This window comes from Erwinia piriflorinigrans CFBP 5888 (assembly GCF_001050515.1).
In the GTDB taxonomy this organism is placed as follows: Bacteria; Pseudomonadota; Gammaproteobacteria; order Enterobacterales; family Enterobacteriaceae; genus Erwinia; species Erwinia piriflorinigrans.
In genome coordinates, this window is the sequence record NZ_CAHS01000015.1 from 755,638 (window position 1) to 773,684 (window position 18,047).

At 54.9% G+C, this 18,047-nt stretch carries 13 protein-coding genes and 1 pseudogene; 5 read left to right on the forward strand and 9 right to left on the reverse strand.

Annotated features, from left to right (window positions below; all coding sequences use genetic code 11):
• The first annotated feature begins 12 nt into the window (after positions 1-12).
• Genes nrdA through yfaE form a run of 3 tightly spaced genes read left to right on the forward strand, consistent with a single transcriptional unit; the run spans position 13 to position 3,743 of the window.
• The gene (nrdA, locus tag EPIR_RS11570; protein ID WP_023655590.1) at positions 13-2,298 is read left to right on the forward strand and encodes a class 1a ribonucleoside-diphosphate reductase subunit alpha; all 2,286 of its coding nucleotides are present in this window, start codon (positions 13-15) and stop codon (positions 2,296-2,298) included.
• A gap of 51 nt (positions 2,299-2,349) precedes the next feature.
• Positions 2,350-3,480 (forward strand): class Ia ribonucleoside-diphosphate reductase subunit beta, encoded by a 1,131-nt coding sequence (nrdB, locus tag EPIR_RS11575; RefSeq protein WP_023655591.1) that lies wholly within the window; start codon positions 2,350-2,352, stop codon positions 3,478-3,480.
• Positions 3,481-3,482: 2 nt separating this feature from the next.
• Complete coding sequence (gene yfaE / locus EPIR_RS11580) at positions 3,483-3,743, forward strand: class I ribonucleotide reductase maintenance protein YfaE (RefSeq protein WP_023655592.1); 261 nt, start codon at positions 3,483-3,485, stop codon at positions 3,741-3,743.
• A 60-nt stretch (positions 3,744-3,803) separates the two neighbouring features.
• On the opposite strand, the gene EPIR_RS11585 is transcribed toward yfaE, so the two are convergent.
• Positions 3,804-4,994, reverse strand: a complete 1,191-nt coding sequence (locus tag EPIR_RS11585; RefSeq protein ID WP_023655593.1) for a nicotinamide mononucleotide deamidase-related protein YfaY — start codon at positions 4,992-4,994, stop codon at positions 3,804-3,806.
• A gap of 429 nt (positions 4,995-5,423) precedes the next feature.
• Here EPIR_RS11585 and kup point away from each other — a divergent pair, with 429 nt between their 5' ends.
• The gene (gene kup / locus EPIR_RS11590; RefSeq protein WP_023655594.1) at positions 5,424-7,292 is read left to right on the forward strand and encodes a low affinity potassium transporter Kup; all 1,869 of its coding nucleotides are present in this window, start codon (positions 5,424-5,426) and stop codon (positions 7,290-7,292) included.
• 104 nt (positions 7,293-7,396) lie between these two features.
• On the opposite strand, the gene elaB is transcribed toward kup, so the two are convergent.
• The gene (elaB, locus tag EPIR_RS11595) at positions 7,397-7,708 is read right to left on the reverse strand and encodes a stress response protein ElaB (RefSeq protein WP_023655595.1); all 312 of its coding nucleotides are present in this window, start codon (positions 7,706-7,708) and stop codon (positions 7,397-7,399) included.
• 402 nt (positions 7,709-8,110) lie between these two features.
• Between elaB and EPIR_RS11600 the strand changes: the two are divergent.
• A pseudogene (locus EPIR_RS11600) lies at positions 8,111-9,770 on the forward strand (glucan biosynthesis protein D).
• A 212-nt stretch (positions 9,771-9,982) separates the two neighbouring features.
• Here the strand turns inward: EPIR_RS11600 and EPIR_RS11605 are convergent.
• The 7 genes from EPIR_RS11605 to nuoI form a co-directional block, all read right to left on the reverse strand.
• Complete coding sequence (locus tag EPIR_RS11605) at positions 9,983-11,341, reverse strand: hypothetical protein (protein ID WP_023655600.1); 1,359 nt, start codon at positions 11,339-11,341, stop codon at positions 9,983-9,985.
• 260 nt (positions 11,342-11,601) lie between these two features.
• The gene (gene nuoN / locus EPIR_RS11610; protein ID WP_023655601.1) at positions 11,602-13,059 is read right to left on the reverse strand and encodes an NADH-quinone oxidoreductase subunit NuoN; all 1,458 of its coding nucleotides are present in this window, start codon (positions 13,057-13,059) and stop codon (positions 11,602-11,604) included.
• 6 nt (positions 13,060-13,065) lie between these two features.
• A complete protein-coding gene (gene nuoM / locus EPIR_RS11615) occupies positions 13,066-14,586 on the reverse strand; it encodes an NADH-quinone oxidoreductase subunit M (RefSeq protein ID WP_023655602.1) in 1,521 nt (506 codons plus the stop codon).
• A gap of 214 nt (positions 14,587-14,800) precedes the next feature.
• Positions 14,801-16,639: an NADH-quinone oxidoreductase subunit L gene (gene nuoL, locus EPIR_RS11620; protein WP_023655603.1), complete on the reverse strand. Its 1,839-nt coding sequence runs from the start codon at positions 16,637-16,639 to the stop codon at positions 14,801-14,803.
• A complete protein-coding gene (gene nuoK / locus EPIR_RS11625) occupies positions 16,636-16,938 on the reverse strand; it encodes an NADH-quinone oxidoreductase subunit NuoK (protein WP_004158589.1) in 303 nt (100 codons plus the stop codon). Before nuoK ends, nuoL begins: the two co-directional genes overlap by 4 nt.
• On the reverse strand, positions 16,935-17,489 hold the full coding sequence (nuoJ, locus tag EPIR_RS11630) for an NADH-quinone oxidoreductase subunit J (RefSeq protein ID WP_023655604.1): 555 nt from the start codon (positions 17,487-17,489) through the stop codon (positions 16,935-16,937). Before nuoJ ends, nuoK begins: the two co-directional genes overlap by 4 nt.
• A gap of 10 nt (positions 17,490-17,499) precedes the next feature.
• Positions 17,500-18,042 carry an NADH-quinone oxidoreductase subunit NuoI gene (gene nuoI, locus EPIR_RS11635; protein WP_023655605.1) on the reverse strand — a complete coding sequence of 181 codons (543 nt, stop codon included), beginning with the start codon at positions 18,040-18,042 and terminating at the stop codon, positions 17,500-17,502.
• Positions 18,043-18,047 lie beyond the last annotated feature (5 nt).

The following is an 18,047-nucleotide window of genomic DNA, read 5'->3' on the forward strand; positions in this document are numbered from 1 at the left end:
GTAAAACGCGACATGAATCAGAGTCTGCTTGTAACCAAACGCGATGGCCGCACCGAACGTATCGATCTCGATAAAATCCACCGTGTTCTCGACTGGGCTGCCGAAGGTCTGCAAAATGTCTCCGTCTCCCAGGTTGAACTGCGTTCCCATATCCAGTTCTACGAAGGTATCCGCACTTCTGATATCCATGAAACCATCATCAAGTCAGCCGCTGACCTGATCTCACGCGATGCACCTGATTATCAATACATGGCCGCACGCCTGGCCATTTTCCATCTGCGCAAAAAAGCCTATGGCCAGTTTGAGCCACCGAAGCTTATTGACCAGGTGACGCGCATGGTCGAAATGGGTAAATACGATGCTCATCTTCTGACGGACTACAGCGCCGAAGAGTTTGAGCAGATGGACGGCTTTATTGACCACTGGCGCGATATGAACTTCTCGTATGCTGCCGTGAAGCAGCTGGAAGGAAAATATCTGGCGCAGAACCGTGTTAGCGGTGATATCTACGAAAGCGCACAGTTCCTGTATATCCTGGTGGCTGCCTGCCTGTTCTCAGGCTATCCGCGCGCCACTCGTCTGGACTACGTTAAACGCTTCTATGACGCGATTTCAACCTTCAAAATTTCGTTGCCAACGCCGATTATGTCCGGCGTTCGTACCCCTACGCGTCAGTTCAGCTCCTGTGTTCTGATTGAGTGCGGCGACAGCCTGGACTCCATCAATGCCACTTCCAGCGCCATTGTGAAGTACGTTTCCCAGCGTGCCGGCATTGGCATTAACGCTGGCCGTATTCGCGCCCTGGGCAGCCCGATCCGTGGCGGTGAAGCATTCCATACCGGCTGTATTCCGTTCTACAAGCACTTCCAGACGGCGGTAAAGTCCTGCTCTCAGGGCGGCGTTCGCGGTGGTGCGGCTACGCTGTTCTACCCAATGTGGCATATGGAAGTGGAAAGCCTGCTGGTACTGAAGAACAACCGTGGTGTCGAAGGTAACCGCGTACGCCATATGGACTACGGGGTACAGATTAACAAGCTGATGTATCAGCGCCTGCTGAAGGGCGAAGATATCACCCTTTTCAGCCCGTCAGATGTACCGGGCCTGTATGATGCTTTCTTCGCTAATCAGGATGAGTTTGAACGCCTGTATACGAAATATGAGAAAGATGACAGCATTCGTAAACAGCGCGTGAAGGCCGTCGATCTGTTCTCACTGATGATGCAGGAACGGGCTTCGACCGGTCGTATCTATATTCAAAACGTTGACCACTGCAATACTCACAGCCCGTTTGACCCGGCTATCGCGCCGGTGCGCCAGTCTAACCTGTGCCTGGAAATTGCGTTGCCGACCAAGCCGATGCAGGATGTTAACGACGAAAGCGGCGAAATTGCGCTTTGTACCCTGTCGGCATTCAACCTCGGCGCGATTGAAAGCCTGGACGATTTGCAGGAGCTGGCAACGCTGGCAGTTCGTGCTCTGGATGCGCTGCTTGACTACCAGGATTATCCTATCCCGGCGGCTAAACGCGGTGCGATGGGACGTCGTACCTTGGGTATCGGCGTGATCAACTTCGCCTATTATCTGGCTAAGCATGGCGTGCGTTACTCTGACGGCAGTGCCAACAATCTGACGCATCAGACCTTTGAAGCCATTCAGTACTGGTTGCTCAGAGCATCCAACGAACTGGCTATTGAGCAGGGTGCCTGCCCGTGGTTTGCAGAGACCACCTACGCGCAGGGCATAATGCCAATCGATACCTACAAAAAAGATCTGGATACTATCTGTAATACCCCGCTACTGCTCGACTGGGAAGGTCTGCGCGAGTCTGTGAAAACTCACGGCCTGCGTAACTCGACTCTGTCGGCGCTGATGCCTTCTGAAACGTCTTCACAGATTTCTAACGCCACCAACGGCATTGAACCGCCGCGCGGTCATATCAGCATTAAAGCATCGAAAGACGGTATCCTGCGTCAGGTGGTGCCGGAATATGAGCGCCTGAAAGATAGCTATGAGCTGCTGTGGGATATGCCAAATAATGACGGCTATTTGCAGCTGGTTGGCGTTATGCAGAAGTTTGTCGACCAGGCCATTTCGTCGAACACCAACTACGATCCGACCCGCTTCGCTAACGGTCGCGTGCCGATGAAACAACTACTGAAAGATTTGCTGACCGCCTATAAATTTGGTGTCAAAACGCTCTACTACCAGAACACCCGTGACGGAGCAGAAGATTCACAGGACGACCTCGCACCGTCCATTCAGGATGACGGCTGCGAAAGCGGTGCCTGCAAAATCTAACCTTTATCCCCGGGGGCAGACGCGTTTGCCCCCCGTTTTTTGGAATGAATCATGGCCTACACAACCTTTTCGCAGAATAAAAATGACCAGTTGCTGGAGCCGATGTTCTTCGGACAGCCGGTTAACGTCGCGCGCTTCGACCAGCAAAAATATGACATCTTCGAAAAACTGATCGAAAAGCAGCTCTCCTTTTTCTGGCGTCCGGAAGAGGTTGACGTATCCCGCGATCGCATTGACTATCAGGCGCTGCCGGAACACGAAAAACACATTTTTATCAGTAACCTGAAATATCAGACGCTGCTGGACTCCATTCAGGGGCGCAGCCCGAACGTGGCGCTGCTGCCGCTGATCTCCATTCCTGAACTGGAAACGTGGATTGAAACCTGGGCGTTCTCAGAAACCATTCACTCACGTTCATATACCCATATCATCCGCAATATCGTGAACGATCCGGCGCTGGTGTTTGACGATATCGTCACTAACGAACAGATCCTGTCGCGCGCAAAAGATATCTCCGGCTACTACGACGATCTGATTGAAATGACCAGCTACTGGCATCTGCTGGGTGAAGGAACGCATCAGGTCAATGGCAAAACCATCACCGTTAATCTGCGCGCGCTGAAAAAGCAGCTCTATATCTGCCTGATGAGCGTGAATGCGCTGGAAGCGATCCGCTTTTATGTCAGTTTCGCCTGCTCCTTTGCCTTTGCCGAGCGCGAGTTGATGGAAGGTAACGCAAAAATCATTAAGCTCATCGCGCGCGATGAGGCTCTGCATCTGACCGGCACTCAGCATATGCTGAACCTGTTGCGCAGCGGCACAGATGACCCGGAGATGGCCGAAATCGCCAAAGAGTGTCGTCAGGAGTGTTATGACCTGTTTGTGCTGGCGGCCGAGCAGGAAAAAGAGTGGGCAGAATACCTGTTCAGCGGCGGTTCGATGATTGGCCTGAATAAAGACATTCTGTGTCAGTACATTGAATATATTACCAATATCCGCATGAATGCCGTGGGCCTGGATCTGCCGTTCAAAACGCGCTCGAACCCCATCCCGTGGATTAACTCCTGGCTGGTTTCAGATAACGTGCAGGTCGCCCCACAGGAAGTGGAGGTCAGTTCTTACCTGGTCGGGCAGATTGACTCCGAAGTGAACGCTGATGACCTCAGCGATTTCCAGCTGTAACAGTGGCACGTTCGACCATTACGCTGCGTGCTTCCGGTACGCAGCTTGAATGCCATGACCAACACCCTTCCCTGCTTGCCGCTCTGGAGGCGCACAGCGTGTGTGTGGAATACCAGTGCCGTGAAGGCTATTGTGGCTCCTGCCGCACCCGCCTGCTGAAGGGTGAAGTCAGCTACAGCGCAACACCGCTGGCCTTTGTGCAACCGGGTGAAATTCTACCCTGCTGCTGTCTGGCCAGTGGTGATATTGAGATCGAGCTTTAAGAGCCAGCCTGGGCAAGCGCGCTCACCTGGCCATAAACTGCCTCGTTAAAACCTTAGGTATTACAAGGTTTCCACTACCTCAATCCAGCCGTGCCCGCCGGTCACCGTCTGACCATTAAGCCAGCGGCGCAGCATATTCATTGCCAGCATCGCCACCATATCCTGACGTGCTTTCAGTCCGTGACGATTAACGCTAAATTTCACTTTTTGCGCAAAAGTGCCTTCCGGCGTATGCAGCGCAAAGCCTAAACGCTCGTCTTCCATGGCTCCGACAACCAGCGCCAGATGGGCATGATGCTTGGAGGCAAGTTGCTGACTGCGCGCCGCCAGTAAGCCGAGCGTCTCCCCCTGTGCTGGCAGGACATTGCCCGCAACCAGCCTGGCTCCGGCGGCATTGAGCTGCCACTGTAGCAGCCCGGCGCTGAACTGCTCACTGACCGACAGCGATAGCTTGTGTTCTTTTAAGCGCCGCGCCAGCTGTTCAGGTAAGGTCTCCAACCCTTCAAAAATGACGCTGTCGCCAGCGATTTCACGCACCTGCTGCCAAAACTGTTCCATTTGCGCGTGCTTTTCCGCCGGGCCATTCAGCTTCAGCTCGATGATGGGCATGGAAGCGCGATAGCCCATCACCACGCCCTCCGGCAGCGGTAGCGTTTCAATGGCTGATGCCAGGTCACTCTCGCCACGACCGAAAGTGGTCATGCGTAAACAGAGCGGGGGTTGCGGCAGCGTAAAACGGGCTTTAAGACGCGGCAGGATTTGCTCTGTTACCATCAGCTTATATTCGGACGGCACGCCTGGCGTAAAGAATATCCAGCAACGATTTAACTGCATGGCAAAGCCACAGGCGGTGCCAACCGGGTTATCGATCATCTCGGCCCCCCGTGGAATTTCAGCCTGCTTGCGGTTGCTGGCCGCCATGACTTTGCCACGGCTGGCAAAAAATGCCTCCATTTTGCTCAGCCACTCAGGTTGAATTTCCAGCGGCACACCTGCGGCCGTTGCTGCCGCCAGCGCACTCAAATCGTCACTGGTTGGCCCCAGACCGCCGTTGACGATCAGGACATCAGCCATTTCGCTGCGCTCGGTCAGTACCGCGACCAGCTCTTCCAGGCTGTCACCCACCGTCTGACGACGCGTCATTGCCAGACCTTGTTCCATCAGCAGCGCGGCCAGCCAAGCCGCATTGGTATCGACGATCTGCCCGTGCAGCACTTCATCGCCGGTCGCGAGCATTTCCACTCTTATCATTTTTATCTCCGGGTATAGGCAAGTTTTCACACTGTATGAAGCACATGTAAGAAACACAACGTCATTTTCACATTTCGCCGCGATTTATGACCGGAAAATGACAACTGCGCCACTCTCGTGATCTGCGGCACCTGGCTGCTTTCAGCGTTCTGCATACGCCGTTAAAGTAAGCTGTCATAGCCCTCCCACGTAATCCCACCGCAATTATCAGTACCGTTATTCAGACAGCAACCGGTATAAAAATGTCGTAAAAATCACGCCATCCGTCTATAAATTAGGTAAATAATATTGTACTTATGAATGCTCTTACAGCATTTCACGGCCCTGCTCTGAACGCGGATAGCTGATTTTTCGGCAGCAATCTGGCGTACAGTCAACGCCCGTTGAGAGGCAAATGTCGTCATACTTAATCGCAAATAAGATCGATAAATGAAAACTTCGGAAAAAAAACCCCTACCTGCGGCCATGCTGGCGGCGGCGGGCATCGTATTTGGTGATATTGGAACCAGCCCGCTTTACACGCTGAAAGAATGTCTCTCCATTCTGCCGGCCGGCGGCATTAATGAAGTGGCGATTAAAGGATTTCTCTCCCTGATCTTCTGGGGACTTACGCTTATCGTAACCATAAAATACGTCTGTTTTGTGATGCGTGCAGACCATGACGGCGAAGGCGGAATTCTCACTCTGATGTCACTTGCCAGACAGAAAGTGGGTGCACGGGCCGCGCGCGTTATCGTGCTCGCCGGGTTGACCGGCGGTGCCTTCTTTTATGGTGACGGCATTATCACCCCCGCTATCTCTGTGCTTTCCGCCGTTGAAGGCATAGAGATCGTTGCTCCGACTCTGGATCGCTATATCGTTCCGCTGTCGGTTATCATCCTGGCCCTGCTGTTTATCATCCAGAAGCACGGAACGGAGAAGGTCAGCCGGGTATTCGGGCCGATCATGATTGTCTGGTTTATCACGTTGGCCGCGATGGGTATCAGAGGCATACTGATCAATCCCGCCATATTACAGGCGCTCAATCCTGCATATGCACTGCAATTTCTGCTGAGCAACAAGGCACTCTCTCTCGCCGCGTTGGGGATGGTGGTACTGGCAGTTACCGGTGCCGAAGCGCTATACGCAGATATGGGGCACCTCGGCAAGCGCCCAATCAGACTCGCCTGGCTGGTACTGGCGATGCCAGCGCTGGTATTGAATTACTTTGGCCAGGGTGCTTTGGTAATGGCCGATCATGCTACCGCTAAAAACCCCTTCTATTTGCTGGCACCGAACTGGGCGCAGATCCCGTTAATTATCCTGTCAACGCTGGCAACCGTGATTGCCGCCCAGTCGATCATTACCGGAATTTACACCCTGACCCAGCAGGCAATACGCCAGGGCTTTCTGCCTCCGGTACGCATTGTATTTACCTCCGCGACAGAATCCGGCCAGATCTATATTCCGGTAGTGAACTGGCTGCTGTTTGCCGCTGTGACGGCCGTCATTCTGACTTTCCAACACTCTTCCGCCCTGTCGTCGGCTTACGGTATTGTGGTCACGGGGACAATGGTGTTGACGTCCTGCCTGGCTGGGGTGGTAGCGGTGAAAAACTGGAAGTGGCCTTTTATCGCCTCGGTACCCTTTATCCTCGGTATGCTGGCGATCGATGTTCCGCTCTTCAGCGCTAACCTGCATAAACTGCTGTCCGGCGGATGGGTTCCCGTTCTGATGGCGCTGATGATGCTGGTGTTGATGTCTATCTGGAGCGCCGAGCGTTCGAAGCTAATCCGACGCCTGGGCAATAACGCCGATGGCCTTCTGGCGATGGTCAGCTCTTTAGAGAAATTACCGCCAAAACGCGTTGCCGGCACGGCCATCTTCCTGACAAGGAATGAACATGAAATTCCACAGGCGCTGCTGCACAACCTGAAACACAACCGGGTACTGCATGAACGTGTTGTTCTACTGCATATCAGAACCTGCGACACGCCAAGGGTGCACAATCAGCAACGTCTGGTTATCCGCCAGCTGTCACCCTCTTTCTGGCAGATAATCGCCTCATACGGCTGGCAGGAAGTCCCTTCCATGCAGGATATTCTGCACCTCTGTGGGCTGGAAGGATTCGGATGTACGCTTAATGAAGCCTCCTTCTTCACCTCGCACGACACGCTGGTCATGAAAAAAAGAAAGGGCCTGGCCCGCCTCAGCGGCGGTATCTTTCATTTCCTTCAGCGTAATGCGTTACGCGCCCACGCACAGTTTATGATCCCCCCTAACAGGGTGATTGAGCTGGGTGGGCAAAAAGAGTTCTGATTGCTGCACCAGCCACCGCATGACAGACATCACGGGATGCAAAAAAAAACCGGTCAGCTAAGACCGGTTTTGACCCGCAAGGGCATTTCTTATCGCGAACCGAATTAACGACGCGCCAGCAGCAGGCCGACAACCAGACCCAACGTCGCGCCAACGCCTACACCGTGCCACGGCTTGTCGTGAATATAATCATCCGCACAACATGCAACTTCTTTGGCTCGGGCATAGTATGAATCCGAAGCGCTGCCAAGGCGGGATTTGACTTCGTTAAGGGACTTTTCCGCTTTCGCTTTCAGCTCAACGTACTTCTCATCAGCCGAGTCGCCAGACGATTTCAGTACCGACTCCAGCGTTTCTGCCAGCAGGGCCAGATCGTCATCAAGGCGGGTATCTTGTGATTCAGTCTTCGTAGCCATTTAGTTCCTCCGTGGGCAAATAAAGATATGTCGACTAACTATAGACAACTTTTGCTGTTCTGCCTGACAAAGGCCAGCAATTGGCTGTAAACCCCAACAAAAATCAGCCTGCGGTCGCTGGAGAATGCCCACAGGCTGCCGGATCTCCCGTCGAAATTTCTGCGCGGATTAGAATAATCTGATAAATTTTGGCTGAACCGAATTATTCATCAGGCTTAATGTCGTAACTCCCTGTAACCGGGATAAATCCGGTTGAGCGAATAGGAATATGCTGACAGATTTCAGGGTGCAGGATCGCGGCGATAAGCCGGTTCCGGATAAGGCTAACCAGCCAGCCACCTGAGAGATGAAAGGTGTAACGACCACTCAAACTCCGTTCTACCAGAGGAAATGATTTCCGGCATGAATCGAAGAATGTTTATGAAAGCGTCAATGGCATTCGCGACCTTAAGTGGGATGTCCGGTCTTTCCACGTTATTTTCCCAGGCCGCCTGGGCTGAAGACGGGATTGCCGACGGCAGCGCAAAGCGATTTGATTTTGACGTGCTTTAAAACCCTGGCCGCCAGTATGGCGGGCAAACCCTGGGGCGGTATGCCCGCTCCGTTACCAGAAACCCTGGCAAGGCTGACCCCACAGGCCTATAACGAAATCCAGTATGATGCTAACCACTCATTGTGGAATGGCATCGACAATCGCCAGCTTGATGTTCAGTTCTTCCACGTTGGCATGGGCTTCAAACGCCGTATCCGTATGTTCTCCGTTGATGGGGAGAGCCGCGAGGCGCGTGAGATCCACTTCCGCCCGCAGCTGTTCAACTACAACGATGCCAAAGTGGATACCAAACAGCTGGAAGGCAAAACCGATCTCGGCTTTGCCGGATTCCGCGCGTTTAAGAAACCGGAACTCGCCAAGCGTGATATCGTCTCTTTCCTCGGAGCCAGCTACTTCCGTGCGGTAGATGACACCTTCCAGTACGGCCTGTCTGCGCGTGGTGTGTCCATCGATACCTTCAGCAATGGCAAAGAAGAGTTCCCGGACTTCACCGCTTTCTGGTTTGAAACGCCAAAAGCGGATGAGTCGACCTTTGTCGTTTATACCCTGCTGGATGGCCCAAGCTGCACCGGCGCATTTAAATTCACCATTCACTGCGAAGAAAAACGCGTGGTGATGGAGGTGGAAAATCATATCTATGCCCGTAAAGATATCCAGCAGCTAGGCATTGCACCGATGACCACCATGTTCAGCTGTGGCACCGTTGAGCGCCGCATGTGCGATACCATCCACCCACAGATACACGACTCGGATCGTCTGGCGATGTGGACAGGAAAGGGTGAATGGATCTGCCGTCCGCTCAATAACCCGCAGCGCCTGACGTATAACGCCTATCAGGATGAAAATCCACGCGGGTTTGGCATGCTCCAGCTTAATCATGACTTTGACAGCTACCAGGATGTGATTGGCTGGTACAATAAACGTCCAAGCCTGTGGGTTGAGCCGGTGGGTCAGTGGGGTAAAGGGGCAATTAACCTGATGGAGATCCCGACCACCGGAGAAACCCTGGATAATATCGTCTGCTGCTGGCAGCCTGCACAGGCAATTAAAGCCGGTAGCGAACACAGTTTCTCCTACAAGCTCTACTGGAGCGGCCTGCCGCCTGTTCGCAGCGGGCTGGCGCGCGTTAACGCAACCCGCTCTGGCATGGGGGGATTCCCGGAAGGCTGGGCGCCCGGAGAAAACTACCCTGCCGTCTGGTCGCGCCGTTTCGCGGTGGACTTCGTCGGGGCAGATTTGAAAGCCGCCGCGTCGAAAGGCATCGAGCCGGTGATCAACGTGTCATCAGGTACCATTAAGCAGGTGGAGATCCTCTACGTTGAACCGATTGACGGCTACCGTATCCTGTTTGACTGGTATCCTGACAGCGATGCCATCCATCCGGTGGATATGCGCCTGTTCCTGCGCACTAAGGATGAGACGCTGAGTGAAACATGGCTGTATCAATATTTCCCGCCGCCGCCGGATAAGCGCAAATATGTTGATGATCGGGTGATGACCGCCGGATAAATCAATGCTCACCGGCAGGGGCCTCATGGCTCCAGCCGGTTTTTTCAACAGCTGCGTTTATTTCACCCCAGCGGCTGCAACCCGGCATTAACACCAAACCGGCAGCGTGCTGTCACCCTGCTCTGCCCGTTTTAACGCCATCGACCGTGCGCCCAAGCCATAAACAGCATGGCCCTCCAGAATCGATTGCAGTGGGGTTCATCTGTTTGGTTTCAGAGTAGAGAGCGGCGCGTTCGTACCCCTTTTTTGTGCAACTGAAGCGCCAACAGGCTAAGGCGTCGCTGCGCCAACGCATTTTGCATACGCCTGCGCCAGCTGCGGCTGGGAGTCGGTTGCAGCACTTTTTGCAGCAAAGAGACATAATCCATCAGCAGACCGGGCGTCCATGTCATGCCTTCGGCACGGCTGCGCACCAACCACAGCAGCCAGAAGTCAGGGTTAACGAGTAGCCCCAATACACCCACACCACGCGCACCCAGCGCGCCCTCTGTCGCCACATCTAATGCCTGGATTACCGTGGTAGAACAGTTACGCGATGTCAGGTTATAGCGACTGTCCGGGGAGTAAACCTGCCAGTAATTACGCAGTGCTTCAGCATTATAGTGGCGTAGCGTGAGCCGTCTGTCCGGGCTACACCACTCATCGATCTCCTGCTGTAACGACATGACAAAGCGACCAGCAACATCGTATTCTTCTCCGGCACGCACCATTGAGCGAAACTTACTAAAGTCACGGTCAATATCATTCAGCGGGTAGTGGCTGATATATAACTGGTCAGGCAGCTCCAGCGCAGTATGCCCCGTGGAAACATTGCGCTCAACATCAATGGCGGCAAGGTAGCGATCAACAACCAGACGGCGCTCTTTCACCACCGCCGAGCCAACCGGCGTCCAGACCAGAATCTGCATCGCCACTTCTGGCTCTGCATGGGGAAACGGCGGGTGCACGTAGGCTGTACCATGAGGATGACGCAGCCCGTGTGAGGTAAACATCGGTAAAGTGGTTACCGACGTGTTTGCAGGCAGCAGCCAGACCTGTAGGGCAAATATCAGCAGCGACAGGCCGGAATGCATCATCATTGCGGCAAAACAGCCGACGATCACAATATGGTGATGACACGGCCAGTTGCAAAAGATCATCAAACTTAGCAACAGTTGCAGCAGCCCAAACCCGATCTTTTTGCCATACAGGCGGCAGCGTATCAGGCAGGTCGAAATAATGCGGAACAGACCATCCAGCAGGAGAACGGTCGCAAAAAGCAGCGACAGCAGGTTGTTATCACCGTGATAGCCAAATACCACCAGCGCAATGGCGATAAAACAGCCGCTGCGAGCCAGGTTCATCCGGCTCGATGGCTGTGGTGAAATAAATGCGGTGACCAGCTCCACTACGCCTTCTATCAGCAGCACACAGGTCAAAATATGCAGTGGGAATGACAGTGTCCCGTCCGATGCAATATCTGTCAGTATGGCCACCCCAAAACTTGTCCATATAAAACCCAACACCACCAGCAGCACCCAACGCGATTTCAGCTCCCGGGCACCCACTAACAACAGTAACAATCTCAGCAAGGGGATCCTCCAGCATCGCAGAGCATAAAAATCATTAAGGCCATCTCTTACCTGAAGAGTGTGACCATAAGATTTCGTTCCAGCATCCGGCGGGCTTTGCGATGTCGTTTACTAACCGTTATAAATTTCCCCTAAAATACGCCTTAAAACTTAACGCATGCTTAAACACGGCGAATTAATCGACAATAAATCTCCGGTAAACGCGAAAAAAATCGGGCTCCTGGGAGCCCGATTAATGACGCTTGGTAAAAGCTTTTAGCTTAAAGCAATGGCTGTGCCAGATTAACCAGCGAGATCAGCGGCTGCGGGTATACCCCCAGTATCAGCACCAGGATTGCCGAGATCAGCACCACCACGCCACCGGCAGTAAATGCCCAGTTCGCCGGGGAGTCGCGCTGCATCAGCTCAGGTGGCGACAGATATAGGCTGACGGTCATACGCAGGTAGTAGTAAAGGCCAATGGCGCTGCCCAGCACCACCGCCCCGGTCAGCCACCACAGATGCGCACTGACGCCGACCGCAATCACATAGAACTTACCGATAAAGCCCAGCGTCATCGGGATCCCCGCCAGTGAAAGCATCATCACCGTCATTACCGCCGCAAGGATTGGGCGATGCCAGAACAGACCGCGATAGGAGTAAAGCGATTCAGCATCCGGGCCACGGTACGGGCTGGACATCAGGCTAACCACGCCGAAAGCACCGAGACTGCTGAACAGGTAACCTGCCAGATAAACACCGACCGTCTCCAGCGACAGCTGATGGGATTGCACCGCAATCAGCGCCACCAGCAGATAGCCAAGATGGGCAATGGACGAATAGCCCAGCAGGCGCTTGATGTTACTCTGCGAGATGGCCATCAGGTTGCCGAACAGCATCGATGCCACGGCGATAATACCCAGTACGGTACGCACCCCTTCACTGTTGGCCATTGGCGCGTACATAAACAGACGCATCAGCACGCCGAAAATAGCGATTTTGCTGGCGGTAGCGAGGAAGGTGGAGACCGGGGCAGGCGCCCCTTGGTAAACATCTGGCGTCCACAGGTGGAACGGCACCAGCGACAGCTTAAAGCCGAAGCCGACAATCATCAGACCCAGACCGGCCAGCAGCAGCGGCTGGTGGATCAAACCGTCATTCAGGTTGCGGCCGAGCGCCATAAAGCCCAGGTTACCGGAGTCTGCATACACCAGCGCCATACCAAACAGCAGGAAGGAAGAGGCGGCGGCGGACAGAATGGTGTACTTGATCGCCGCTTCCAGCGAGCGCTTCTGCTGGAAGGCATAGCCCACCAGGCCGAACAGCGGCAGCGAAATTAGCTCAATCCCGATAAACAGCGACGCCAGATGAGTGGCACTGGCCAGCACCACGCCGCCCAGTGCCGCAATCAACACCAGCAGGTAGAACTCTTCGCGGTTATCCGGGTAGGTTGCCAGCCACGGATAGGCAAAGGTACAGGTCGCAAGGCTTGCCAGGATGACCAGCCCGGTATAGAACATCGAGTATGCATCAACCCGCAGCAGCGGGGTGACGTCCATTGGCCCAGCCTGACCGACAAAATAGAGAGAAAACAGCGCCAGGTTAAGACCGACGACGGCAAGCGTGGCGTTGACGAAGTGGTTGCGTCGCCACGCAATGGACAGCATCACAACTACCACCGTCAATCCGACGATCAGCAGCGGCAGAAGCGCGATCAATTGTTGAGGAGTTATTGTCATGGCGAATTACGGCCTTGTAGTTGAAATTGAAGCAGTAAACCACTGCTGAATATTGCTCATCGCAGCGTGAGAGGTATCCAGAATCGGCTGCGGATAAACCCCCAGCAGCACCAGCAGCACCACCAGCACCATGATCATCAGGAACTCACGCGCTGACATGCCGCGCAGCGGCGTTTCTGATTTTGCCGGGCCGTAGTAAGCCCGTTGCATCATTACCAGCGAGTAAACCGAGGCAAATACCAGACCAAAGGTGGCAATGATGATAATCATCGGGACGCTGTGGAAACTGCCGGTCAGGATCATAAACTCACCGACGAAGTTACCGGTGCCCGGCATCCCCAGGTTGGCTACCGCGAAGAACAGCGACAGACCAGGCAGCCATTTGATGCGTGACCACAGGCCACCCATCTGACGCATATCACGGGTATGCAAACGTTCATACAGCTGACCACACAGGATAAACAGTGCCGCAGCCGAAAGACCGTGTGCGATCATCTGGATCACCGCCCCTTGGTACGCCAGCTGGCTGCCGGTGTAGATAGCAATCAGCACAAAGCCCATATGGGAAATCGAGGTGTAGGCAATCAGACGCTTGATATCGTACTGCGAGAACGCCATCCACGCGCCGTAGAAAATACCGATAATGCCCAGCCACATGGCAATCGGGGCAAACTCGGCGGAGGCGTTAGGGAACAGCGGCAGCGCAAAACGCAGCAGGCCATAGGCGGCTGTTTTCAACAGAATACCGGCCAGGTCAACTGAACCAGCGGTCGGCGCCTGACTGTGCGCGTCCGGCAGCCAGCCATGCAGCGGCACCACCGGCATTTTCACCGCAAAGGCGATAAAGAAGCCAAGCATCAGCAGGTATTCAACGCCGTGCGACATCGGGGTTTTCAGCAGCTGTTCATAGCTGAAGGTCCACACGCCGGTGGCGTTATAGTGCACAAACACCAGCGCCAGAATGGCGATCAGCATCACCAGACCGCTGGCCTGGGTGTAGATAAAGAACTTGGTTGCGGCGGTAATACGCGTCTTCCCGTCGGAGGCTTTATGGCCCCATAGCGCGATCAGGAAGTACATCGGCACCAGCATCATCTCCCAGAAGAAGAAGAACAGGAACAGGTCGATGGCAAGGAACACGCCGATCACGCCGCCGAGGATCCACAGCAGGTTAAGATGGAAAAAGCCCTGCCACTTCTCGATTTCGTTCCACGAACAGAGGATCGCCATCACGCCCAGCAGGCCGGTGAGCACCACCATCAGTAACGACAGGCCATCAAGCGCCAGATGGAAAGCAATGCCGAAACGCGGGATCCACGGCACGGAGAACTCAGCCTGCCACTGCGGGCCGCCTTCGGCCTGTGACAGTGAATAGCCGCCCTGTAGCCATAGCTGCAACGAGAGCGCCAACGTCAGTCCCATTGCGATCAGGGCAATCCAGCGCGGCAGTTTCGTGCCAAAACGCTCCAACTGCCAGCACAGCAGGCCGCCGACGAAGGGTAGTATAATAAGCCAAGGTAGTAACATGGCAATTTGTTCCCTATTGTGTCCTTTGTTTGGGCTATCTTGCTCGGTATTTTGCTTCCCGGCAGTGCTCGCAATGCTCACATACTCAAGTATGCTCCGCTTGCTAAGCGGCTCGGAAACAAACTCCCTTCGCCGATAACGCCCATCATTCAGGAGAAATTTTCGATTTTTTCTTTCCGGTGCGGCAACAATATGCCACCCCACTCACTCACCTTTACATCACCATCAGCAGCGCCAGCACCACGACGGCACCGATGCTCATTGAGGCGAGATACCAGCGCAGATAGCCGTTTTCGCTGAACGCCAGCCCTTTGTTACCACCGCGTGCCAGCAGAGCCGGGATATTCATCAGGGAATTCAACGGATCGCGCGACAGCAGCCGGGCCACAAACAGGTATGGCTTAACAAAGACTTTGTCGTACAGCCAGTCAAAGCCCCAGGCGGCAAACCACCAGGTGGAGAAGAAACGCCCCGGCGCGCTGTTAGCCACAGCAGTCACCAGCGTGCGTTTGCCCAGCCACAGCGCGGCCGCCAGCAGAATACCGACAATCGCCACCACGCCAGAGGCGATTTCCAGCGTCAGCACGCTGCCGTGCGCCAGTTCGCTGGTCTCCGGCAGTACGCCACGCAGCGGCGGCACGATCATGGCACCGATAAAGGTCGAGAGAATTAACAGCACCAGCAGCGGCAGATGATGGGTGATGCCCTTGCCGGCATGCGCATGAATTTGTTCTTTACCGTGGAAAGCAATAAAGATCATGCGGAAGGTGTACAGGGAGGTCATAAACGCCCCGGCCAGCCCGGCAATCATCAGGTTCAGATGGCCGTTGGCCAGCGCCCCGGCAAGGATCTCATCCTTACTGAAGAAGCCTGCGGTGATCATCGGCAGCGCCGACAGCGCCGCGCCGCCGACCAGGAAGCAGACATACACCAACGGGATGCTCTTACGCAGTCCGCCCATTTTGAAGATGTTCTGCTCGTGGTGGCAGGCGAGGATCACCGAACCGGAAGAGAGGAACAGCAGTGCCTTAAAGAAGGCATGGGTCATCAGATGGAAGATCGCCGCATCCCAGGCCTGCACGCCAAGCGCGAGGAACATATAGCCGATCTGGCTCATGGTTGAGTAAGCCAGCACGCGCTTGATATCGGTTTGCACCAGCGCCGCAAAGCCTGCCAGCACCAGCGTCACCGCGCCGACAATCCCCACCAGATGCAGCACTTCCGGCGTCATCAGGAACAGGCCGTGAGTACGGGCAATCAGATAGACACCGGCGGTCACCATCGTCGCGGCGTGGATCAATGCGGAGACCGGGGTTGGACCCGCCATCGCATCGGCCAGCCAGGTCTGCAACGGCAGCTGGGCAGATTTACCGACCGCACCGCCTAATAGCATCAGGGTGGCCCATTGCAGCATATGATTATCGGCAGCGAAGTGTGCCGGAGCCAGCGCCATCATTTCGCGGAAGTTCAGCGTTCCCAGCTCGTTGTAGAGGATAAACAACGCCAGTGCGAGGAACACGTCACCGACGCGGGTGATGATAAAGGCTTTCATCGCCGCCGCACCGTTGGCCGGATGGCTGTAGTAGAAACCGATCAACAGGTAAGAGCAAAGACCGACGCCTTCCCAGCCGAGATACATCAGCATCAGGTTATCGGCCAGCACCAGAACCACCATGCTGGCGATAAACAGGTTGGTATAGGCGAAGAAGCGGGAATAGCCCTCCTCGCCGCGCATATACCAAGAGGCGAACATATGGATCAAGAAGCCAACGCCGGTCACCACCGACAGCATGGTCAACGACAGGCCGTCGAGCGTCAGGTTGACGTCAATCCTGAAATTGCCCACATGCATCCAGGTCCACAGCGCCTGGTTAAACACCTGTTGCCCGTTATGAAAGAAGTCAAGCCCGGCATACGCCGTGACCAGCGCTGCCAGCCCCACCGAGCCCATGCCGACGGCGGCAGACAGGTTTTCTGACCAGCGACCGCGTGAAAACGCCAGTAATAAAAAGCCGATCAGCGGAAACAGAATGGTTAAATAGAGAAGGTTCATCCGCGCATCTCGCTCACTTTATCAATGTTGAGGTTCTGACTGCGACGATGCAGCTGCAACAGCAGCGCCAGGCCAATACTGGCCTCTGCCGCGGCGAGGCTGATCGCCAGGATAAACATCACCTGACCGTCGGCCTGCCCCCAGTAGCTGCCCGCCACCACGAACGCCAGCGCGGCGGCGTTAATCATGATTTCCAGACCAATCAACATAAACAGCAGATTGCGGCGGATCATCACGCCCGTCAGCCCGAGGACAAACAGGATGGCCGCCAGAATAAGTCCATGCTGCAAAGGGATCATGCCCGCTCCTCCTTCTTACTTTTCGCCGCATCCGCTGGACGGTTAGCCAGAACCTCACCGGCACGCTGTTCGCGCCCAATGTGGAACGCCACCACCAGCCCGGCCAGCAGCAGCATCGAAGCCAGTTCGACCGCCAGCACGTAAGGCCCGAACAGGCTGATACCAACCTGTTTGCCGTCAATCATGGTGCCGTCAATGCCCTGATCGTTGATCGACAGAATGGCATAGACGATGGTGAGCAGCAGCAGCAGAGACAGCAGCCCCGGGCCAATCCACATGCCCGGTTTCAGCCAGTCTTTCTCCTGCTGCACTTCGGCACCGCCGAGATTCAGCATCATCACCACGAAGACAAACAGCACCATGATGGCACCGGCATAGACGATAATTTCCAGCGCACCGGCAAAATAGGCCCCGAGTGAGAAGAACACCCCGGACACCGCCAGCAATGAGATGATCAGGTACAGCAACGCATGTACCGGATTGGTATGGGTGATAACGCGCAATGTCGCCAGCACCGCGACCAGTCCGCAAAGATAAAACGCAAATTCCATGCCTGGCTCCTTAAGGTAACAAGCCCTTGACGTCGATGGGTTTGGCTTCGTTTTCAGCGTCGCCTTTATCTTTGCCGTCGATCGCCATACCCGCCATCCGGTAAAAATTGTATTCCGGGTATTTACCCGGGCCGGAAATCAGCAGGTTTTCTTTTTCATACACCAGATCCTGACGCTTAAACTCACCCAGCTCAAAGTCCGGGGTAAGCTGAATCGCAGTGGTCGGGCAAGCCTCTTCACACAGGCCACAGAAAATGCAGCGCGAGAAGTTAATGCGGAAGAATTCCGGGTACCAGCGGCCGTCAGTCGTCTCGGCTTTCTGCAAGGAGATGCAGCCCACCGGGCAGGCCACCGCGCAAAGGTTACAGGCCACGCAGCGTTCCTGGCCGTCCGGGTCACGCGTCAGCACAATGCGCCCACGATAACGCGGCGGCAGATAGACCGGCTCTTCCGGGTACATCAGGGTTTCGCGTTTGGCGAAGGCGTTCATACCTATCAGCCAGATACTGCGAACCGTGGTACCAAATCCAACGACAATGTCTTTTAACGTCATGTTCT